This window comes from Paraburkholderia sediminicola, assembly GCF_046026675.1.
Lineage (GTDB): Bacteria > Pseudomonadota > Gammaproteobacteria > Burkholderiales > Burkholderiaceae > Paraburkholderia > Paraburkholderia sediminicola_F.
In genome coordinates, this window is the sequence record NZ_JAQQEY010000002.1 from 677567 (window position 1) to 696727 (window position 19161).

The following is a 19161-nucleotide window of genomic DNA, read 5'->3' on the forward strand; positions in this document are numbered from 1 at the left end:
TGTCGTCGCGTGCGGACATTCACCAGGTTAATCGAACAAATTCATCCATCGCCGGAATAGCCTGGCGGGCGCGCTCGTTTCCAATTGCGGGCATCTCGTGCGTCCTATAAGAAGGACCTTTTAAAACGGCTTTCGAAGATGTCGGTATCGATCTGTTTCGAAGCGCGCCACGCAGCGTTCCGGCACGACCGGCACGCATGCGAGTGGCGCGCCGAACAACCGCTGATGCATCAAACGCAAACGGCACGCGCGTTAAGCGCGTGCCGTTGCTGCGAATGTCTGATCAAAGGCCTAGCTGCGCGACGAATTGCGCGGCACCGTATCAACGTGCACATCGACAATGGCCTGATGCGCCGCGGGGAAACCCGGCGGATAGTCGACGACGCGTGCGGATCCTGGCACCACCTGCACGGCGATGCTCGCACGTGCGCCGATGCGTGCGCCGCCAACAATGGCGGCCATCGCCTGGCGGTCGAGTTCGACGCTATCTGTGAGGTCTTTGATAACGAGCTTTGCCATGATGGCTCCAGGGAAGCGGTCGAGTCGGCGGCTGTTGCGATTGTGCAGCCGTCGCTCGGGAGTGTCTTTAAGTGTGCTGAGGTCTCGTCGCACTATCAGTATAGGAAATCTGCTTACAGCTCGCCTGCCGGATATGAGCAGGCAGCAGTAGGGAAGCCCCCGGTCCTTCGCTACTGCATGCCGTTAAACGTTGGCGTAATTGGCGGCCCACAGCGACGGGCTGACATTCAGATTCAACGGCACGAAACCGGCACCGATCACGCCGATGTTGTTGAGGGCGGCAACATTGACGGTTTGAATCTGGCTGAGATTCTGGTTCACCGAGACGTTGACATTGGCGATGCCGCCAAGGCCGGCTATCGAGGGCAGGCCGGGCACGCTGCTGCCAGTGCCGCCGGCCACCGCCGACATTGCGCGGCGGTCGAGCTCGCGGGTGCCGGATAGATCGCGAATCATGAGGGATGACATGGTGATTCTCCAAAGGTGCGCGGAAGACGGGCGTGATCGGAGCGAAGCGGAAATTGCCGAGGGCCTCTCCGCTTCGCCGAATCAGGCGTCAGACGTTGATGTTGTTGCTCGACGTGACGCAGGGATTGATCGACGAAGTGAGGCCCGCAGCGAACGCGACGTTGTTGCCGTTGGCGTTCTGGATGTTCATTTCGTTGCTGATCAACTGCGTGGCGCTAACCTGCTTGCTGTTGTTCGGCGCGAACACCGGGCTGATGTTGGTGTACGACGTGCTGGGGTAGCCAAAGCCGAAGCCGAGGCCGCCACGCACGGCGCTCATGGCCTTGCTGTCGAGTTGAGTGGTGATGGACAGGTCTTTGATCATCAGCGTGTTCATGGTAAATCTCCTGGAAGGGAACATCACAGTGTTGCGGTTGGGTTCGAGCATCTTGTCTGCTCGAGTGTCACTAACGCATGGGCTGTGCCAGTTTTACTCTCGTCTCCTAAGAAAGTTGACGAACGCCTGATGCATAAGGCTTTCATGCCATGTCGCCGCATCGAGGCGGCAACAAGGCCGCTAGAGGACGACTTGCGGCTGATGGCGCGTACCCAACAACGCATCGGATTCTGTTGGATGTCGCAAGACACTCGCCGGCCGTGCACGCAGCGGGGCAATCCTGGTTTGCGAAAGACCGGGTCGGGAGCTAGTATCGAAGCGGCACATGTAACTGATTACGACAGGTCTTCTATCAGCCCGAAAGGCTCCGGTCGCATGCGATCCGGCCCAACGGCAGCGGGGGCGCTTCGCACAAATGGCTAGCCTTGCGCATGTGATTCGCGACTATCAGAGCGGCGAGCTGTCACGCGACGAGTTCGTGGCTCAGCTCGACAGCACGTTGACGACCGATGGACTCGATCGCACGCAGCTGCTGGAAATGCTCGGCGCAGCGCATCGCAAAGCCGCTCTCCCCGACGATCTCTACGCCGAAGTGCGGCGGCGCATCGAGCAGATGCGCGTCTCGAACGTGGCGGCGGGCGGCGAGGAAACCGGCATGCGGACCACCGTGGAGATACCGTCGGTACGCTCTCCCAGTGCGGCCAACGCCGCAAACTCGACAGGCGCACCGAGCGCCGCCAATGCGCCGGGACATGATCAGATCAAAGGTACCGGCGACACGCTGAACAACCGCTTCGTTCTCGAGGAATGTCTGGGCGTCGGTGGGATGGGCACGGTGTACAAGGCGCTCGATTTGCGCAAGCTCGAAGCGTCGGATCGCAAGCCGTATCTCGCGGTCAAGGTGCTGAACGTCCAGTTTCGCGGCAACCCGAATTCGCTCGTCGCGCTGCAACGCGAGGCGCGCAAGGCTCAGGTGCTCGCGCACCGCAACATTATCGCTGTGTACGACTTCGACCGGGACGGACCGATTGTCTACCTGACGATGGAGTACCTGACCGGCAAGCCGCTGAGCCAGCTATTGCGCACGCCGGGCTATAAGGGCATGCCGGTTCGCGCCGCGCTGCCGATTGTGCGCGGCATGTGCAATGCGCTCGCCTATGCGCATGAGCACGGCTTCGTGCATTGCGATTTCAAACCCGCCAACGTCTTTCTCACGACGAATGCCGAAGTGAAGGTGATCGACTTCGGCATTGCCCGCGTGTTCCAGCGGCCGGAGGAGGAGAGCGATGCAACCGTCTTCGACCCCGGCAGTCTCGGCGCGTTGACGCCCGCGTATGCGAGTCCGGAAATGATCGAGCATCGCGAGCCGGACCCGCGCGACGATATCTACGCGCTCGGCTGCATTACCTACGAGCTGTTGACGGGCCATCATCCGTTCGATCGATTGTCGGCGACGCAGGCTCGTAATTCGGACTTCAAGCCGCAGCGTCCGCCCAATCTCGATGCGAAGCAGTGGCGCGCGTTGCGGGCCACGCTTTCGTTCGATCGCAACACGCGCATGCCGAGTGTCGTGCGTTTCATCGCGGAGTTCGACAACGAAGCGCGCGCGGAGAAGTCCGGGACGTTGGTCAAGGCGGGATTCGCGGGTTTCGCGGTGGTATGTGCTGCGGTTGTCGGCGTGTTTGCTTTCCGCTCGGCGCCGGATCGTCACGATGGCCAGCAGCCGGCTGCGCCGGCTTCGGAGGCTTCGGCGGATCAAGCGGCTTCGGCGGCGACGAATGCGCCTGAGTCATCCGCGACTGCCGGACCAGCCACCGGAGGCGCCCCAAGGTCGGCAGCAGGCTCCTCTGCCAGGATAACCACAGCGCCAACCGCGGCAGCGTCCGCGGCATCACCACCAGCACAGGCTATTGCGCCGCCTGCGCCAAAACCCGCGTTAACCTTAGCCGCCGTCGCGCCGGTTTTGGCGCATGTGCCGTGTTCGGCGCTGTCCGCTTCTGCGCAAGACCATTCGTTGACGGTGCGCGGCTACGTCTCGCAACACTACGGCGCAGCGCATCTGAAGGACACGCTGACGGCATTGCCGGGCGTCGATACGCTCGCACTCCAGGTCGAGCCAATCGCCGACGACAAATGCGACACGATCAAAGCGCTCGCACCCTATTGGACCCGCAACTGGCAAGCGGGCCACGTTGCGTCGCTGCATGTGCGGCCACCCGGTGGTTTGTTGAGCGAAGGTGATCCGCTGATCGTCGACGTCACCACGCCCGCTTACGACTCGTACGTGAACCTCGATTACTACCAGCTCGACGGTAGCGTTGTGCACATGGTGCCGAGTCCGCGCGCGAAAGACAATCAGGCGCCCCCGCACTACGCAGCCACTATTGGCGGCGCGGGTGACTGGATCATTTCGAAGCCATTCGGATCGGAGATGGTGGTGCTGTTGATTACGCCGGCGCAGCTATTTGACAAGCCGCGGCCCGAAAGCGAGTCACGTGCAGACTATCTGCGCGCACTGGAGACGCGACTCGCGCAGATCGCCGGCAAATACGGTCAGGATCATATCGTCGCGGACTTCGCGCCAATCACGACAAAGCCGCGCACGCCCTAAGCGATGCGTTAGGATCGCCCATAACGAAGCGCCCATAACGAAGCGCCCATAACGAAGCGCCCGCTGCCCGACAGAAGCGCTCCCGCCGCCGCTTTACTTAAGATCCTTAACCACCCTGAAGCCATCCTGCGACTGTCGCACGCTTGCACTGTATTTGAAGCGTGTCGCGCTCAGCATGTAGCTCCCGCCTTCGCGCCACGAACCGCCGCGAATCACCCGCATGTCACAGGTGGGACTGTCCCATGCATGGCCGTCGGCGGGCGCACCCTGGTAGGAGTTGTGCCAGCAATCGGCGACCCACTCCCAAACGCTACCGTTCATGTCATACAGGCCGACCGGATTCGGCGCGAACGAGCCGGCGACTTCGGGTCCTTCCTTGTGCCACGGATCGCCGCAGTCCTTGCAATTGGCGTTGCCTTTGCGCATCTGATCGCCCCACCAGTATGCCGTCGTGGTGCCGCCACGGTCCGCGTATTCCCATTCGGCCTCGGAGGGCAAACGATACGGTTTGCCGGTCGTTTTGCTCAACCACTTCACGTACAGTTGTGCGTCTTCCCAACTGAGGTCACGCGCCGGCGCAGCTTTGTTTGTATTGCTTTCGGGCGTCAGCTTTGGACAGGCGTTTGCTGCGGCGCACGCATTCCATTGCTCGACGGTCACTTCGTACTTGCCGATCGCGAACGGCGCGCCGATGGTCACGTGATGGACGGGCTTCTCGGACGGGTCGTCAGTGCTGCTGCCCATCGAAAACGAGCCCGCAGGCAAAGCGATCATGATCGGGCAGGTGGCGCAATCGCGGCTTTCGCCGGCGCTTGGCGGATGCGTCGCCGGCTTTTGTGCGGCTGCTTGCGCGGCAGGTGCCGCGGGTGGCGTTGGCGTGGCGGCGCGCGGGTGGTCCTGCGGCGCGACGCTGGCCGGTGCGGCTGGCCGCGCGGCTTGTGGAGATGGTGCAACCGGTGGTGCAGCAGATGGCGCACTCGCCGCTGCGGCGGCGCGCAGCCGGTCGATGCGCGCGTGGGCGAGCGCGGCGAAGCGGCCGTTCGGATAGGCCTTCAAATAGGCCTCGTAATCGCTCGGGTAGTTACTGTCCTTGATGGAGTCCCAGAAGGTGATCTCGTATTGCTCGCTGCTGTCCTTCGGCAGAATGCCTCTACTGTGCAGCGCGACAATTGCGTCGTCGCTGGCAGTGGAGAGGAGCGCTGCACTGGCGCCGCGAGATACCGGCTCGCTTAGGCTCGCGTCATTGGCAAGCGAAGAGGCAATCCAAGGTGTTTGCTCACCGCCAGTAATCGCGCTAACTCTCGCCGCGACACGGCGAAACATGCCCGCAAGTTCTTGTGACGAAGAAGCCTCGTTGAACGCGCGCAGCAATGCACCCGTATAGACGCCGTGCCGCATGCCGTCCGCTGCAAAGCCGCCCGGCACCGTTGCGTAGGCGACGAGGGTATTGGCGGGCAACGTGGCTTTATCGACTGACACGTCAGATGAGAACGGGTTGTTCAGGCACGTATCGAGAATCACGAGATTGAGCGCGCCGTCACGCGGTGCGCGCATCGCCTGCAATACGGTATTCAAATCGACGCCTTCGTTGACCAGCCGAGCCGCCGGCGCGGATGCGTCGAGACCGGCGGGCACGAGCAGCGTCTGCCGTCCGATTTGCATGCCGTGTCCCGCGAAATAGAACAGTCCGATTCCGCCTTTACGCAGACGTTGGCGGAATTCGCCTATGGCTTGCTGCATTTGCTGCGGCGTCGCATCGGTGCGCATGATGACGTCGAAGCCGTGCGCACGCAGTGTGTCGCGCATGGCTTCAGCATCGTGCGGCGCATTGCCACGAAGCGGGTCTGCATGATCGCCGTACGCGCCGTTGCCGATCACCAGCGCGATACGTGCCGGTCGCGGATTGTCCTGTTGCAGTGTGAGCGGCACGCTGGATGTAGTCGCCGTACGTATAGCGGCAGCGTCATGCTCCGCGCCGTCACGCTGCGCCGCCGCATAAACACTGCCCCCGTACGCCTGAATCGCCCCGACCATGCACACCAGCAGGAATGTTCGCCACATATTCGTATCCTGTTTGTTCCGGACAGAACATAGAGTTCCGACGGCCGCGACGCCCGCATCAGGCTTTGGCGCGAATCGATCGCAGCATCGATGCCGTGATCGACTCTCCATCGACAACCTATGAACAACGATAGCACGCGGTTTGCGCGTGACAATGGTCCGCGCATCGTTAGTGCGTTATACGGTTAACGAGTATGGCGTATCTTTTTGGCAAGTTACGTCCTAAGCTAATTCACAAAGTAGCGCTGTACGGCCGTTTTAATAGAGCGGCTGCTCATCGACATCGACATCGACCCGTCACGTGAACCCACGTGCAACTACGCGAGCGCCCGCGACATCCAGTCGGAGCCTCCGGCCTGCGCGTCGCGCAGCCGGGGTGGAGACGACTATTCTTCGGGAGAGTGCGCAATGCGAAGAACCCTCACACCTGGCGTGCTCGACATACGTCGTGGAACGAAGGCGAGCCTTGTAACGCTCTGCACGGCTTCGTGCGCTGCCTTTTCGCTGATGCTCGGTATCGCGCTCACGTCTGAGTCCGCGCGTGCCGAACAAACGCCTTCGCCACCGGGCGCCGAGGAATACATCATCTGGCCATCGGATGGCACCGTGATTCACGGCGGCAAGCTGTGGGTGCGCATGGGGCTGCGCAACATGGGCGTGTGCCCGAAGGGTGTAGCGGTTCCGAACACCGGTCATCACCATCTGCTGATCGACACGGATCTGCCGGCGCTCGACCAGGAAATTCCATCGGACCGCAACCACCTGCATTTCGGTGCGGGAGAGACCGACGCGCGCATCGAGTTGCCGCCGGGCAAGCACACCCTGCAACTCATTCTCGGCGACCAGAACCACGTGCCGCATGTGCCGCCCGTGTATTCGAAGAAGATCACCATCACCGTGCTAAAAGACTAGCGCGTCCCGTTCATTCGAAGCGGGTCCGTCAGGACGGAGAGACCAACATGTACAAGATCATCGCGCTCACGGCGTTCGTGGCACTTGCGACATTGGCGTCAATGGCCTTGCCGAATCTCGCCACGGCCGGCACGACGCCGTCGCCGGCCGGCGCGCATGCCTATATCGGCTATCCGAACGATGGCCAGGTGGTGCAGGCCAACAAACCGTTTCGGGTGTGGTTCGGCCTGCGCTATATGGGCGTGGCGCCGAAAGGCGTCAAGTATCCGAACACTGGGCACCACCACCTGCTGATCGATACCGACCTGCCACCGATGGACCAGGAAATTCCATCTGACCGCAACCATCTGCATTTCGGTGCGGGTGAAACGGAAACGATGATTCAACTGCCGCCCGGCAAGCACACGTTGCAACTGCTGATGGGCGACGACATGCATATACCGCACAACCCGCCGGTGTACTCGAAGAAGATCACCGTGATTGCGCGCTGACACGGCGCTTTGCTTCAGTGTCACGTCACAACCAACACAGTTGCGGGCGTTGTTGGTTGTGATCCACCAGCATCAACCGGCCGCATCGTCGTGGTCGCACCGCCACCAGCGGCATACCATCCCCGAAACCCTTTATCTACGGCCATTCGCAAGATTTCTTAGGATCGGAAAGCAAAGCTGGCACAGCCCATGCCTTAGTGACACTCGAGCAGACAAGATGCTCGAACCCAATCGCAAGACTGTGCTGTTTCCCTTCCAGGAGATTTACCATGAACACGCTGATGATCAAAGACCTGTCCATCACCACTCAACTCGACAGCAAGGCCATGAGCGCCGTGCGTGGCGGCCTCGGCTTCGGCTATCCGTCGTCGTCGTTCTTCAACTACTCGCCCGTGTATGCACCGAACAACAGCAAGAGCGTCAGCGCCACGCAGTTGATCAGCAACGAAATGAACATCCAGAACGCCAACGGCAACAACGCAGCATTCGTCGCCGGCGTCACCACCACGATCGACCCGCATGTGAGCTCGAGCAACAACATCAACGTGTACTGAACGGCGCTGGCCGCCGCGGAGGCTCTCAGGCCTCCGCGGGACGCGCAAGCTCGGGCAGCCCCCCGTCGCGTCAAAAAGAATTCGCATCCAATCGTTCTTTCCACACGACCCCAGCGTCACCGCTCGATCCCCGCGCCGACCTTCTTGCACCGCTTCGATGGTGAAGCCGGGCAGGACATGCTTTACTTAAATAGCGCGTTTATCTCGTGCAGCGTAGCGGGTGTCATCGGAGACAATCGTGTCAGCGTTGCTTGATTCAATGGTTCGTCAGCGCTTTTTCAACGCCACGGCGCGGTGCTGTCCTGGCCGCCGGCCGGCGCGTGCGAGCCGCATGGTTGTGGCGCTGCGCGGACTCTGCGCCGCAACGGTCTGCGCACTGGCGCTGAGTGCGTGTATCGATGTCAGCATGCCGGACTACAAGCGGCCGGATACGCCCGCCAAGGCCTCGTGGTCCGATCAGAAAGGCTCACCGGTATCGGCGGCCGCGACCATCGAGCCGGACTGGTGGAAAGGCTTCCACGATCCCTATCTGGACACGCTGATCGCTAAAGCGATCGCGAACAACTTCGATATCAAGGTGCTGGCCGCACGTATCGACGTGGCCGGCACGCAGATCGGCGAGGCCAAAGCCGGCGCATTGCCGACCATGGATCTCGGCGGCGGCGCCGATTTCGAAAAGACTACCGGTCAGACGTTTGCCAAACAGTACAACGTCGCGACGCAGGTAAGCTGGGACATCGATATCTGGGGCAAAGTGGAGAAGGGCGTGCAGGCGCAAAAGGCCGAGTTCCACGCCAGCGAAGCAGACTGGCGCGCCGGTTATCTGGAACTCGTGGCGAACGTCTCGAGCACCTACTTCCAGATCCTCCAGTTCGACGATCAGATCGACCAGCAGCAACAAACGCTGGCCACGAACCGGCAGATTCTCACGATCTACGACGGCCAACGCCGCAACGGTCTCGTGCCGCAAACCCAGGTGTTACGCCAACAGGCCGAGATCAACCGTCTAACCAATCAGTTGCTCGAACTGCGCCGCTCGCGCGCTGTCGCGAACAACGCTTTGTGCACGCTGCTCGGCGTGCCTGCGGGCGAGTTCCAGTTGCCCAAAGGGCATTTGCAGCAACGTGTACAACTGCCCGTGGTGCCGGACGGACTGCCCGCGCAACTCCTTGCCCGTCGGCCTGACGTGGTGGCTGCTGAGTTCAGAGTGCTGGAAGCCTACGACCTGGTCGGCCAGGCCAAGCTCGCGCAATTGCCCACTATCAACCTCACCGGCCACGGCGGCACTGCGAGTTTCGCGCTGACCGATTTGCTGAAGTCGTTCACCTACGGATTCATGCCCAGCATCAACATTCCACTGCTCGATCCCGGCGTACGGGCTCACGTGAAGGTCACGAAAGCGCAATCTACTGTTGCTGAACAACAGTACCGCGTGGCCGTCATGGGCGCGTTCGAGGAGGTGGAGAACGCGCTGGTCAATCTGAATTCGCACAAGGAACAGCGGGTGGAATTGCAGCAGCAGGTATCGCGCTTGCAAATCGTCGCCGATCAGATCCAGTCGCAATTGCGCCTCGGCGTGGTGTCGCAACTGGAAGTTTTCGAAACTGAACGGACTTTGCTGGAAGCGCAGCAGGACCTCCTCGCTAACCATCAACTGATTCTGTCCGACACGGTGTTGCTTTATAAGGCGCTGGGCGGCGGTTGGCCGAGCGTGGATGTGCAAGCGGAAGTAAAGGAACACTGAGCTAATCCGAGGCATGACGCGCGGCGCGGCGCAATTCGGCTGCATATGACGCATGAATGGCCTTTTCACCGACGATCAGAAAATTGACACTTGCCATGCGTGACTTAAAATTTGTAAGGGGCCAGGTTCTGCCCGGCTCACTAAAACATTCGAAATTCGCCGTAGTTCTTCTTTCCGTTCCCGTTGCGCTCTCGCTGCAGCGGGTAAACGATTAGTGATCCAGATAAAATGACCACCGGCGAAGCTCCGATTGCTGAGATGCGTGCGACACAGGAATCCACTTTCGACGTGGTGCTGTCGCCGGTTGCGTCCGCGCAGCGTCCCGCACTCGACGCGATCCGGATCGTCGACAACCTGTTCGCGATCGGCCGCAGCGAAGCGCCATTCTCCGACTATCCCGCCGAACGCATTACCCGCCTGTCGCGCCGTCATGCGCGGGTTTTCACGGAGCACGGCGCCGTCTATGTCGCCGACCTGGGCAGCAAGAACGGCACGACGCTCAATGGCAATGCGGTGCGGCAAGCCCCCGCGCGGCTGCGTGCCGGCGACGAATTGTGCTTCGGCGGCGAGCTTTGCTACCGCGTGAGTATCGAACCGCGCGCGCGGATCGTCACCGCGCGTGCGACGCCCGCACCCGTCCTGTTGCTGGTGCCGCAACGGGACGACCTCGAACTTCAGCCGATCGACGTGCAGGCGTTCCCCTTTCTCATCAGCAAAGCGGACGAGGTTTTCTCGCGCTACAAGGATCGCTATCCGCATCAGGTCAACTACATCTCGCGGCGTCATGCACACATCTTTCTGAAAGGCGGTGAGCTCTACCTCGAAGATCTCGGCAGCACCAACGGCACATTCGTCGGCGGAAACCGGCTCGACGAAACCGCGGTGCCGCTTGTGGAGGGGGACCTCCTTGCATTTGGCGGCGACCACTTCGTCTACAGGGTGACGCTGCAGAAACCCCCTGAAGTCGAGCCGACCGTGACCCAGCTATTCCTCAATCCAGCTACCGACGAGGCTGCCGATACCGACAAGACCACGTTCGTTGGCGCCGCACATTCGTTCCTCGATATCTTTTGCGTGGACCCGGGGCTACAACGCGAAGACGAAGTCAACGAAGCGGCGCAGGCCGCATCCGCGCACGCGAAGCGCGATACGCCGACAGGCGGTGCAAACGGCACGAGCGGCACGAACAGAGCAAACGGCACGCATGACAGGCAAAGCGCAAACGGCGCACATGGCACGAAAGCAGCAAAGAGCCGGCCGCAGCGTTGGCGCCTGCTCGCGGGAGAACTCAGCAAGGCCTTTGCGGGTGGCGATCACACCCTGTCGCGTCGCGCCGTGTGGTGGAGTGGCGCGGCCTTCGTCATTCTGGTGGCCATTGCGTTGACCCTTTACATGCGCGGTTCGTCGGAGCGCGAATTGAGAAACCTGCTGGCGAGTGGCGACTATACCAGCGCGGTGACGGCGGCAAACGGCTACCTGGAGAAGCACCCCGCCGACACGAAAGTCAGCGCGTTGGCGAGCGAGGCGCTACTGAAGGCGAAACTCCCCGGATGGCTGAATACGCTGCAAATGACGCAGTTCGACCAGGCCGACACACTGCTCAAGGAGATGAGAGCGTTGAGTGCGAACAATGCGGACGCCACTTCTCTGGTCGGCGAATTGCAATGGGTGGGCGACCTGGAGCGCTTCGTGGCAGGACGCGGTGGGGTGGACGCACCGATTCGCATGTACGCCGACGAGGCGACGATCAGCGGCCTGCTGCAACGCTGGGACGACGACGCCAGGAGCCATCAGCGCGCACTCGACCGCATTGCCTCGTATGTGCCCATTTTTGCGGAGCCGTATGCGCAGGCGCTGAGCCATCTACGCAAACTGGAGAGCGACGACTCGGTCTATCTCGCCGCCATCGATCGCCTGAACGGCACCATCCGTACCGAACTGGCGCGCGACAAACCCGATGCGCTGCCCGCTGTCCTGGACGATTACGCGCAGCGCTATCCGCGTCTCGCCGGCCTCGATCGTGTGCGGGAAGATTTGCGCCACTATACCGATGTGCTGAACGCGGCGCTCAGCCGGCAATTGACGCCATTGCTCGCCCTGCTGAAGACGGTGCGTTTCAACACGCCGCCGTTTCAGGCGCAGTTTCAGCAACTGTCCGCAAGCCGCCTGCCGTCCGCGGACGTTATCCAGCGTCATGACGCGGCGACCGCTGCCTGGCAGCGCGGCGACAGCCAGCAGGCGCTGGCGGATTTGCAGTCCATGCCTGCCGGGCCATGGTCCGACGTGATCGCCGCCGAACTGGCGCGCAAGAAAGCGCAACTGGACCAGTTCGCCGACTTGCAGAAGACGCGCGGCGGCAAGGATTATGACGAGCGCCTGCTGTCGTTCTACGCCAGTCTCGATCCGGTGGCGGATGTGTGGTTCGTGCAATCGATCCAGAAAGACGTCGCCGCGTTGCACGACAAAGCACTGGCGCGCGCCCAGGACCTGATGCTGCGTGCGCAGAGCCTGTGGAAACAATATCGGGCGAGCGGTCCGATCGGCGGCACGCAACGGCTGGAAGCGGGAATTTCGCCCGGCTTTCGCAGCGAGGCGCGTCTGCTTTCCGATGCACAGTCCGCCGCGCAACAAGGCATGCGCATCTACACGCAACTGAGGGCGGATCATCCCGCCGACTTCGACCGCCTGCTCACGGATATCCAGGCGGAGGCGGACTTGCAGCGCCGCTCGCTGACCGAGTTGCGCATGGTGCTGGACCCGGGGCTCCTGAAGGCGAAGCTGGCGTTGATCGGAGGCGAGCAAAGTGAAGCGCGACAATCACCCTAGGCCGCTGTCGGAGGCGCTGGAAGATCACAGCGTCGAAGGCATCGCGATTCTAACCGCCGAACCGGTGCGGCTTGCTCGCGCGCTGATCTGGGCGATGGTCGCGCTGGTGGTGGTCGGCTTGCTGTGGTCGTTCGTGGGGCGCGCGGACGTGATCGTCAGCGCGCAAGGTACGCTCTCGCCGGAATCGGAGGTACGTCGCATCTATGCGCCGATCGACGGCGAGCTCGCCGATCTGTACATCGCCGAGGGTCAGCCGGTATCGAAGGGCGACGTGCTGGCGCGGCTGAATGCGCGCGGCGCGATCGAGGCAGCGAGTAACGCGCTGCAGGCGCAGCTCAAACTCGAAGACGCCGAGCGCGACTGGAAGCAGTTCCCTGAGAAGAAGGCGCTGATGGAGCGCAAGGCGGCCGCGTTGAAGGCGCAGATGGAAGTGGAAGCTCATCAGCACGAAAATCGCATCTCCGAAGGCACATCCAAGCTCGCGGAGGGCCAGAAGGCCGAACTCGACGAAGCGCGCAGCGTACTCGACAACGCGCGCCGCACGCGTGAGGCGGCGCGTCAGGAGCTGGATCGTTACTCGCGGCTGTTCGCGCAGCCGGGCGGCGGTGGCATCGCCGAACTGCAAGTGGAGCAGAAGCGAACCGCCGCGATGGAAGCGGATAACGCCTACCGCGTCGCACAATCGAAACTCGCGGAGCTGGATTTCCGCCTGAGTCACGAATACGCGCAGGCCAATGCGCAACTCGCAACCAGCGGCCAGCAGACCACTGACCTGCAACTCCAGTACGACTCGGCAGTCCGCGACATCACCGACGCCGAAGACAAACTGCGTCTGCAACTTCAGACCGCGCGCCTCGTGTCCGAAGCCGCCGCGCGGATTCGTTTCGAGAACATCGACAAAGACAACTTCCTGCTGATCCTCGCGCCGGTCTCCGGCGTCATCACCGACGTGACCTCCACGCAGCGGGGCGACAAGATCCAGGCGAACGCGCCGCTCGGCGGCATCGCGCCAAAAGATGCGAAGCCCGTGCTGAAGATCGAAATCGCCGAACACGATCGTGCTTTTCTGCACGAGGGCCAGCCCGTGAAGCTGAAATTCAACGCCTTTCCGTATCAGCGTTACGGGCTGATCAACGGCACGCTCGTCTATATTTCGCCGGCCACCAAGCCGTCCTTGCAGGACAAGCAGCCGGTGTACGAAGGCCGCGTCACGCTCGACAAGAACTACTACCAGATCGCCGACACCCGCTATCCGCTGCGCTACGGCATGACGGCGAGCGCGGAGATCGTGGTGCGCGAACGGCGCCTGATCGATCTGGGGCTCGATCCATTCAGACAGGTGGCGGGATGAGCGCGCCGATCACACGTCAATTAAAGGAGCGGATGACATGACCGCGATAGTGCGAATCGATGACGAAGTCGTGGACGTTTCCGAGTTCATTCGTCTTCTGAAACTGACCGGCCAGTTCGATAGCCTGATCGAGCAGATCGTGCGCGACAAGCTCACGGTGCATGCGGCCAGGAAGCAGGGCCTTGCCGTCACGGCCGACGAAATCCAGCAGCGCGCCGATCAGTTCCGCCGTGTGCGCGGCTTGCATCGCGCGACGGACATGAATCAGTACCTCGATGCGCTCGGCGTGAGTCTCGACGAGTTCGAGTCCTTCATTACGGACGGGCTCTATCAGGAGAAGATGCTAGACGTGGTCGGCAACGACGCGGCGATCAAGGATTATTTCGCGCTGAATTCGCCCAAATTCGACGCGATCGAGGTGAGCCACATCGTGCTCGACAGCGAAGGCAAGGCGAAGGAAATGATCTCGTACCTGCATGACGATCCCGACAGTTTTGCCGACATGGCGCGCGAGCATTCGATCGCGGATACGCGTGAAGCCGGCGGTGTGATCGGCAAAGTGTTGCGCGGATCGTTGAAGGCGGACATCGAGGCGAAGATTTTCAACGCGGCGGTGGGCGATCTGCTTGGACCGTTTCCGTCGGCGGACCGCTCATGCTTCGAGATTTTCGCTGTGACCGCGAAATACCCGGCGGTGCTCGATGCGGATGTCGCCTCTGAAGTGAGACGTCTGCTGCGAGAGAGCTGGCTGATTGCCCGCTCGCAGGAACATGTGATCGAAGCCCGCTAGCCGAACCGAGGTCCGCAAGCCCATGGATGCACCCCAGACCGCGCCCTCCGCCGCCGAGTTTCTCACCTCGGTGGAAATTCTCTCGCCGTTTTCGCGCGACGAAATCGAGCGTCTTGCCGAATATGCGCAGACACGCTTCTATTCGTTCGGTGAAACGGTGTGCGCGGCGGGCGAGACGGCTGACGGTCTTTACGTGGTTCGCTCGGGTTCGGTACGTATCTTCACCGAGGAGCACGGCAAGGAAACCAGTATGGGCGTGCGCAAAACCGGCGAGATTTTCGCCGACATTGCGATGTTGCGCGCGTACGTGCATGAGGCGTCAGTCCGGGCGTCCGCCAAAACCGAACTGCTGTTCATTCCCCGCGCCGCGATCGAGCCGGTGATCGCCGGCAATCAGGCCGCGTTGGCATTTGTCGCGAGCTATGTGGCGATCAATTCGGCCGGCGGTTTCGTCGCGCAGTTGTTCGATCTGCGCGGCAAGCTCAACAAGGCAGAACTCGAAGAATATGTACGCAGCGTCGGCGTGAAGCGGGTGGCCGAGGGCAAGGAGATTCTCAAGCAGGATGGGCGCGACGACCGGCGGCTCTATGTGGTGCGGCAAGGTGGCGTGCGCATTGTCCGTCATGAGGAAGGCCACGACTACACGCTTGCTACTTTAGGTGAAGGCGAAATCTTCGGCGAAAAAGCGTGTTTGATGCGGCAGGAGCAAATGGCGTCGGTAGTGGCGACGACCGATACGCGGCTGCTGGTGATCCCGGAGCGAACCGTCCATTTCATTCTGGAGCGCAATCCGAAGCTGCGCGAAGTCCTGGATGAGCGGATTCGTTACGGCGACCGTGAATTGCAACGGCAAAAGCGCCTCGAGCAGCGGCGCAAATTGCCTTTGATGCTCGACTTGCAGACCAAACCCGAGTTCGGCGAAAAGGTCATCAAGCGCTTTGCGCTGGTCGAACAGGCTGAAGAAATGGACTGCGGCGCCGCGTGTCTCGCCATGGTCTGCCGCCATTACAGCATCCCGATGACGCTCGGCAAACTGCGCGAACTCGCCAACGTCACGACACAAGGCGCCACGCTCGACAGTCTCGCGCGCGCGGGCGAATCGCTCGGCTTCACCGCACGTGGCGTGCAATGCACGTTCGATTCATTGCGCGGTTTCGATCTGCCCTTCATCGTGCATTGGGAGGGCTACCACTATGTAGTGGTGTACGGGCTTTCGAAGGACTACGTGTGGGTTGCGGACCCGGCACTCGGCTTCCGCAAAATGACGGTTGAGGATTTCGAACGCGGCTGGAGTGGCACGTGTCTGCTCTTTACCGGCGGTCCGAATCTCCTGCAGATGTCGGCCGCGCGTTCGCCATGGATACGCTTTGTTGGCTATCTCAGGCCGTACAAGAAAATTCTCGGCCATCTGTTTCTTGCCACGTTCGTGATTCAGGTGCTCGGCGTGATTCCGCCGCTAATCATCCAGAACATTCTCGACGGCGTGATCGTGCATCAGAACGTCAGCCTGCTGCATCTGCTGATCGGTGGTTTGATTATCGCCAATGTGTTTTCGCAATTGATGTCGTCGATTCGCGCGTATCTGGCGAATTTCATGGTGCGCAACATGGACTTCGCGATGATGTCGCAGTTCTTCAAGCACACCATGTCGCTGCCGTTTTCGTTTTTCGCCAAACGCAAAACCGGCGACATCTTCGCGCGCTTCCAGGAGAATCAGACGATCCGCGCCTTCCTCACCGAATCCACGGTGACCACAGCATTGAATCTGCTGATGGTGTTCATCTACTTCACGATCATGTTCGTCTACAACGTGAAGATGACACTGGTACTGATCGCGTTTGTAATACCCATCATGGCGTTGACCGCGCTGGCCACGCCGAAGATCAAGAACTACGCGCGTGAGGTGTTCACAGCGTCGACCGAGTCGAAGTCATTTCTGATGGAAGCGCTCGCCGGTGTCGAGACTATCAAGGGTATGGGCATCGAACGGCCGGTGCGGTTGCGCTGGGAGAAGAAGTACGCGAAGGCGCTCGAAGTGCAGTACCGGGCGCATGCCTTCAACATTCTCATTGGGCTTGGCAGCCAGTTGCTGAACGCGGCGACGACGATTGCCATCCTTTGGGTCGGCGCGAATCTGGTGCTGGCGCGTGAAATGACCATCGGCCAGTTGATTGCGTTCAATGCATTCATGGGCAGCGTGCTGGGTCCGCTAATGGGACTGGTCGGCTTATGGAGCATGTTGAACGACGCGGGCGTGGCGATGGAGCGCCTCGGCGACGTGCTCGATATCGAGCCGGAACAGAAGCCGCAGGATTTGCCTTCGCGCGTGATGCTGCCGGAACTTCAAGGCGAGATCAATTTTAGCGGCGTTTATTTCCGCTATGGCGAGGACGACTCGTCGTATGTACTGGAAAATATCAGCTTCGACATTAAGCCCGGGGAACTGGTGGCGATTGTGGGCCGCAGCGGTTCCGGAAAAACGACACTCGCCAAGTTGCTGGTTGGCTTCTATGCGCCGACCGAGGGCAAGATGACCATCGACGGCTACGACCTCGGCGTGGTCGATAAAGCCTATTACCGCGCGCAGATCGGCTATGTGATGCAGAGCAATCTGCTGTTTTCCGGCACGATCGCTGAGAACATTGCCAGTGGCGACGACGCACCCGAACGGCGCCGCATCGAGGAAGTTGCGAAAATGGCCGATGCGCACGCGTTCATCAGCAAGATGCCGCTCGGCTACGAGCAGATTGTCGGCGAACGAGGCATCGGCCTATCCGGTGGGCAGATTCAGCGGCTATGCATCGCGCGTGCGCTGTATCACGATCCGCGTCTGCTGGTTTTCGACGAGGCGACTTCAGCATTGGACTCGCAATCGGAAAGCAACATCCTCGGCAATATGCACGACATTCTGAAGGGCCGAACGGCGGTGATCATTGCGCATCGGCTCAGCACCATCATGCGTGCAGACAAGATTCTGGTGCTGTATGAAGGGGCGATTGTCGAACAGGGCCGTCACGATGAACTGATCCAGCGCGGCGGCATGTACTACCAGCTGGTCCAGAAACAGTTGAGTGCGTGATGAAGATACTCGACCAGGTAGAAGAGCTCAGCCCGGCGATTTCATACGCGGGCTTGATTGAACGCATCGAGATACTGCGCTCGACGCTGCGCTGGTCGTCCCGGCTCGAGCGCGCCGACATCGACAAGCTGCTTCGGCAAGCTACTTCGTTGCGCGACGAGGTCATGCAGCTCTCGCACAAGGAGCGCTTCGTACAGGCCGCAACGGCCGCTGAGTCCACTGCGCCCACCGATCAATCGCGGGGTGCGCGCAGAAAGGCGTTGATCGAGCGCAGTTTCATTTTCGAAGGGACGTTCGGCGACAATCCGCGTTTGCTCGAATCGCTTGAAATCGCCGAGAAGGCGGCGCCGACTGATTTGCCGGTGTTGATCGACGGCGAAAGCGGCACCGGCAAGGAGCTGATGGCGAAGGTGATTCACGCGAATGGTTCGCGCCCGGACAAGCCTTTTATTTCCGTGAATTGCGGCGCGATTCCGGACAATCTGCTGGAGTCGGAATTGTTCGGTCATCGCAAGGGTGCATTCACGGGCGCTTCGAATGACCGCAAGGGAAAATTCGAAAGCGCGCATACCGGCACGATCTTTCTCGACGAAATCGGCGAGTTGCCGCTGGCCGGCCAGGTGAAGCTGCTGCGCGTGCTGGAAGCGCACGAGATTCAGCGCGTGGGTTCCGATGAAACGATTGCCGTCGATACGCGCATTGTCGCGGCGACCAATCGCAATCTTCGGCAACTCAGCGAAGAGGGCAAGTTCCGCGAGGATTTGTTCTACCGTCTCAGCGTGATTCACGTCACGTTGCCGCCGCTGCGCGAGAGGCGCGATGAGATTCCGCTGCTGATCGCCTGGTTCGGCGATGAAGCCGCTGGTACGCTAAAACGCCGGCCTGTCAGATTGACGCCGCGTCTGCGGGACTTTCTGCTGAACTATGCGTACCCCGGCAATATTCGTGAACTGCGTAACGTGATGTATCGCGTGTCTTGCCTCGCAGGCGAGATGGCGGATGTCGATCATCTGCCGGTGGATATGCGGCCGACCGCGCCCGGGTCAGCCGCGGCTGTGTCCAATGTAGCCACTGCGACAGGACAGGAGCCAATCAGCGTGGCGAATCTGATGTCGCTGAGCGACGCGAAGCGCGCCGCGAGCGATGATGCGGAAAAGGCCTTTCTGGAGCGTGGCCTGCGCGAAGTGAGCGGTACGGTTGCGGAACTGGCGCGGCGCATCGATATGAACCGCTCGCATCTGCAAATGCTCCTGAAGAAGCATGGCCTGCATTCGAAGGATTTTCGCAATCGCAATGCACCATCGACGGGCAGAAACGGCGCTGACGAGCACGACGAAGAAGACAGCGATAGTTGAGGCTGGCCGCAGTTCGTACTGCAA

The 19161-nt window shown here is 61.0% G+C and carries 14 protein-coding genes and 1 pseudogene; 10 read left to right on the plus strand and 5 right to left on the minus strand.

The features are described 5' to 3' along the window. Positions 1 to 291: 291 nt before the first annotated feature. The 3 genes from PQQ86_RS22935 to PQQ86_RS22945 all read right to left on the minus strand — a co-directional run bounded on the left by PQQ86_RS22935 (position 292) and on the right by PQQ86_RS22945 (position 1363). Positions 292 to 519: a hypothetical protein gene (locus PQQ86_RS22935; RefSeq protein WP_408272039.1), complete on the minus strand. Its 228-nt coding sequence runs from the start codon at positions 517 to 519 to the stop codon at positions 292 to 294. 183 nt (positions 520 to 702) lie between these two features. After that, complete coding sequence (locus tag PQQ86_RS22940; RefSeq protein ID WP_408272041.1) at positions 703 to 987, minus strand: hypothetical protein; 285 nt, start codon at positions 985 to 987, stop codon at positions 703 to 705. 88 nt (positions 988 to 1075) lie between these two features. Further along, positions 1076 to 1363 carry a hypothetical protein gene (locus PQQ86_RS22945; RefSeq protein ID WP_408272044.1) on the minus strand — a complete coding sequence of 96 codons (288 nt, stop codon included), beginning with the start codon at positions 1361 to 1363 and terminating at the stop codon, positions 1076 to 1078. Positions 1364 to 1778: 415 nt separating this feature from the next. On the opposite strand from PQQ86_RS22945, the gene PQQ86_RS22950 reads away from it, so the two are divergent. Then, a complete protein-coding gene (locus PQQ86_RS22950; RefSeq protein ID WP_408272046.1) occupies positions 1779 to 3974 on the plus strand; it encodes a serine/threonine protein kinase in 2196 nt (731 codons plus the stop codon). Positions 3975 to 4067: 93 nt separating this feature from the next. Here PQQ86_RS22950 and PQQ86_RS22955 read toward each other — a convergent pair whose 3' ends face one another. After that, a complete protein-coding gene (locus tag PQQ86_RS22955) occupies positions 4068 to 5297 on the minus strand; it encodes a formylglycine-generating enzyme family protein (RefSeq protein ID WP_408279309.1) in 1230 nt (409 codons plus the stop codon). Continuing rightward, positions 5277 to 6146, minus strand: a pseudogene (locus PQQ86_RS22960) (caspase family protein); the annotation flags it as partial. The gene PQQ86_RS22955 and the pseudogene PQQ86_RS22960, both read right to left, overlap by 21 nt. Before the next feature lie 396 nt (positions 6147 to 6542). On the opposite strand from PQQ86_RS22960, the gene PQQ86_RS22965 reads away from it, so the two are divergent. The 9 genes from PQQ86_RS22965 (at position 6543) to PQQ86_RS23005 (ending at position 19137) form a co-directional block, all read left to right on the plus strand. Continuing rightward, positions 6543 to 6947 (plus strand): DUF4399 domain-containing protein, encoded by a 405-nt coding sequence (locus PQQ86_RS22965; RefSeq protein WP_256458252.1) that lies wholly within the window; start codon positions 6543 to 6545, stop codon positions 6945 to 6947. 47 nt (positions 6948 to 6994) lie between these two features. Beyond that, positions 6995 to 7438, plus strand: coding sequence for a DUF4399 domain-containing protein (locus PQQ86_RS22970; protein ID WP_408272048.1), 444 nt, complete (start codon positions 6995 to 6997; stop codon positions 7436 to 7438). Positions 7439 to 7707: 269 nt separating this feature from the next. Beyond that, the gene (locus PQQ86_RS22975; RefSeq protein ID WP_408272051.1) at positions 7708 to 7992 is read left to right on the plus strand and encodes a hypothetical protein; all 285 of its coding nucleotides are present in this window, start codon (positions 7708 to 7710) and stop codon (positions 7990 to 7992) included. Between the two features lie 259 nt (positions 7993 to 8251). Then, the gene (locus PQQ86_RS22980; protein WP_408279311.1) at positions 8252 to 9736 is read left to right on the plus strand and encodes an efflux transporter outer membrane subunit; all 1485 of its coding nucleotides are present in this window, start codon (positions 8252 to 8254) and stop codon (positions 9734 to 9736) included. Positions 9737 to 9964: 228 nt separating this feature from the next. Next, on the plus strand, positions 9965 to 12562 hold the full coding sequence (locus PQQ86_RS22985) for an FHA domain-containing protein (protein ID WP_408272054.1): 2598 nt from the start codon (positions 9965 to 9967) through the stop codon (positions 12560 to 12562). Then, positions 12540 to 13913, plus strand: coding sequence for a beta-barrel domain-containing protein (locus PQQ86_RS22990; RefSeq protein ID WP_408272057.1), 1374 nt, complete (start codon positions 12540 to 12542; stop codon positions 13911 to 13913). Before PQQ86_RS22985 ends, PQQ86_RS22990 begins: the two co-directional genes overlap by 23 nt. Positions 13914 to 13950: 37 nt before the next feature. Continuing rightward, a complete protein-coding gene (locus tag PQQ86_RS22995) occupies positions 13951 to 14703 on the plus strand; it encodes a peptidylprolyl isomerase (protein ID WP_408272061.1) in 753 nt (250 codons plus the stop codon). 22 nt (positions 14704 to 14725) lie between these two features. Continuing rightward, positions 14726 to 17782, plus strand: coding sequence for a peptidase domain-containing ABC transporter (locus PQQ86_RS23000; RefSeq protein ID WP_408272066.1), 3057 nt, complete (start codon positions 14726 to 14728; stop codon positions 17780 to 17782). Continuing rightward, positions 17779 to 19137, plus strand: a complete 1359-nt coding sequence (locus PQQ86_RS23005; protein ID WP_408272069.1) for a sigma-54 interaction domain-containing protein — start codon at positions 17779 to 17781, stop codon at positions 19135 to 19137. Before PQQ86_RS23000 ends, PQQ86_RS23005 begins: the two co-directional genes overlap by 4 nt. Positions 19138 to 19161 lie beyond the last annotated feature (24 nt).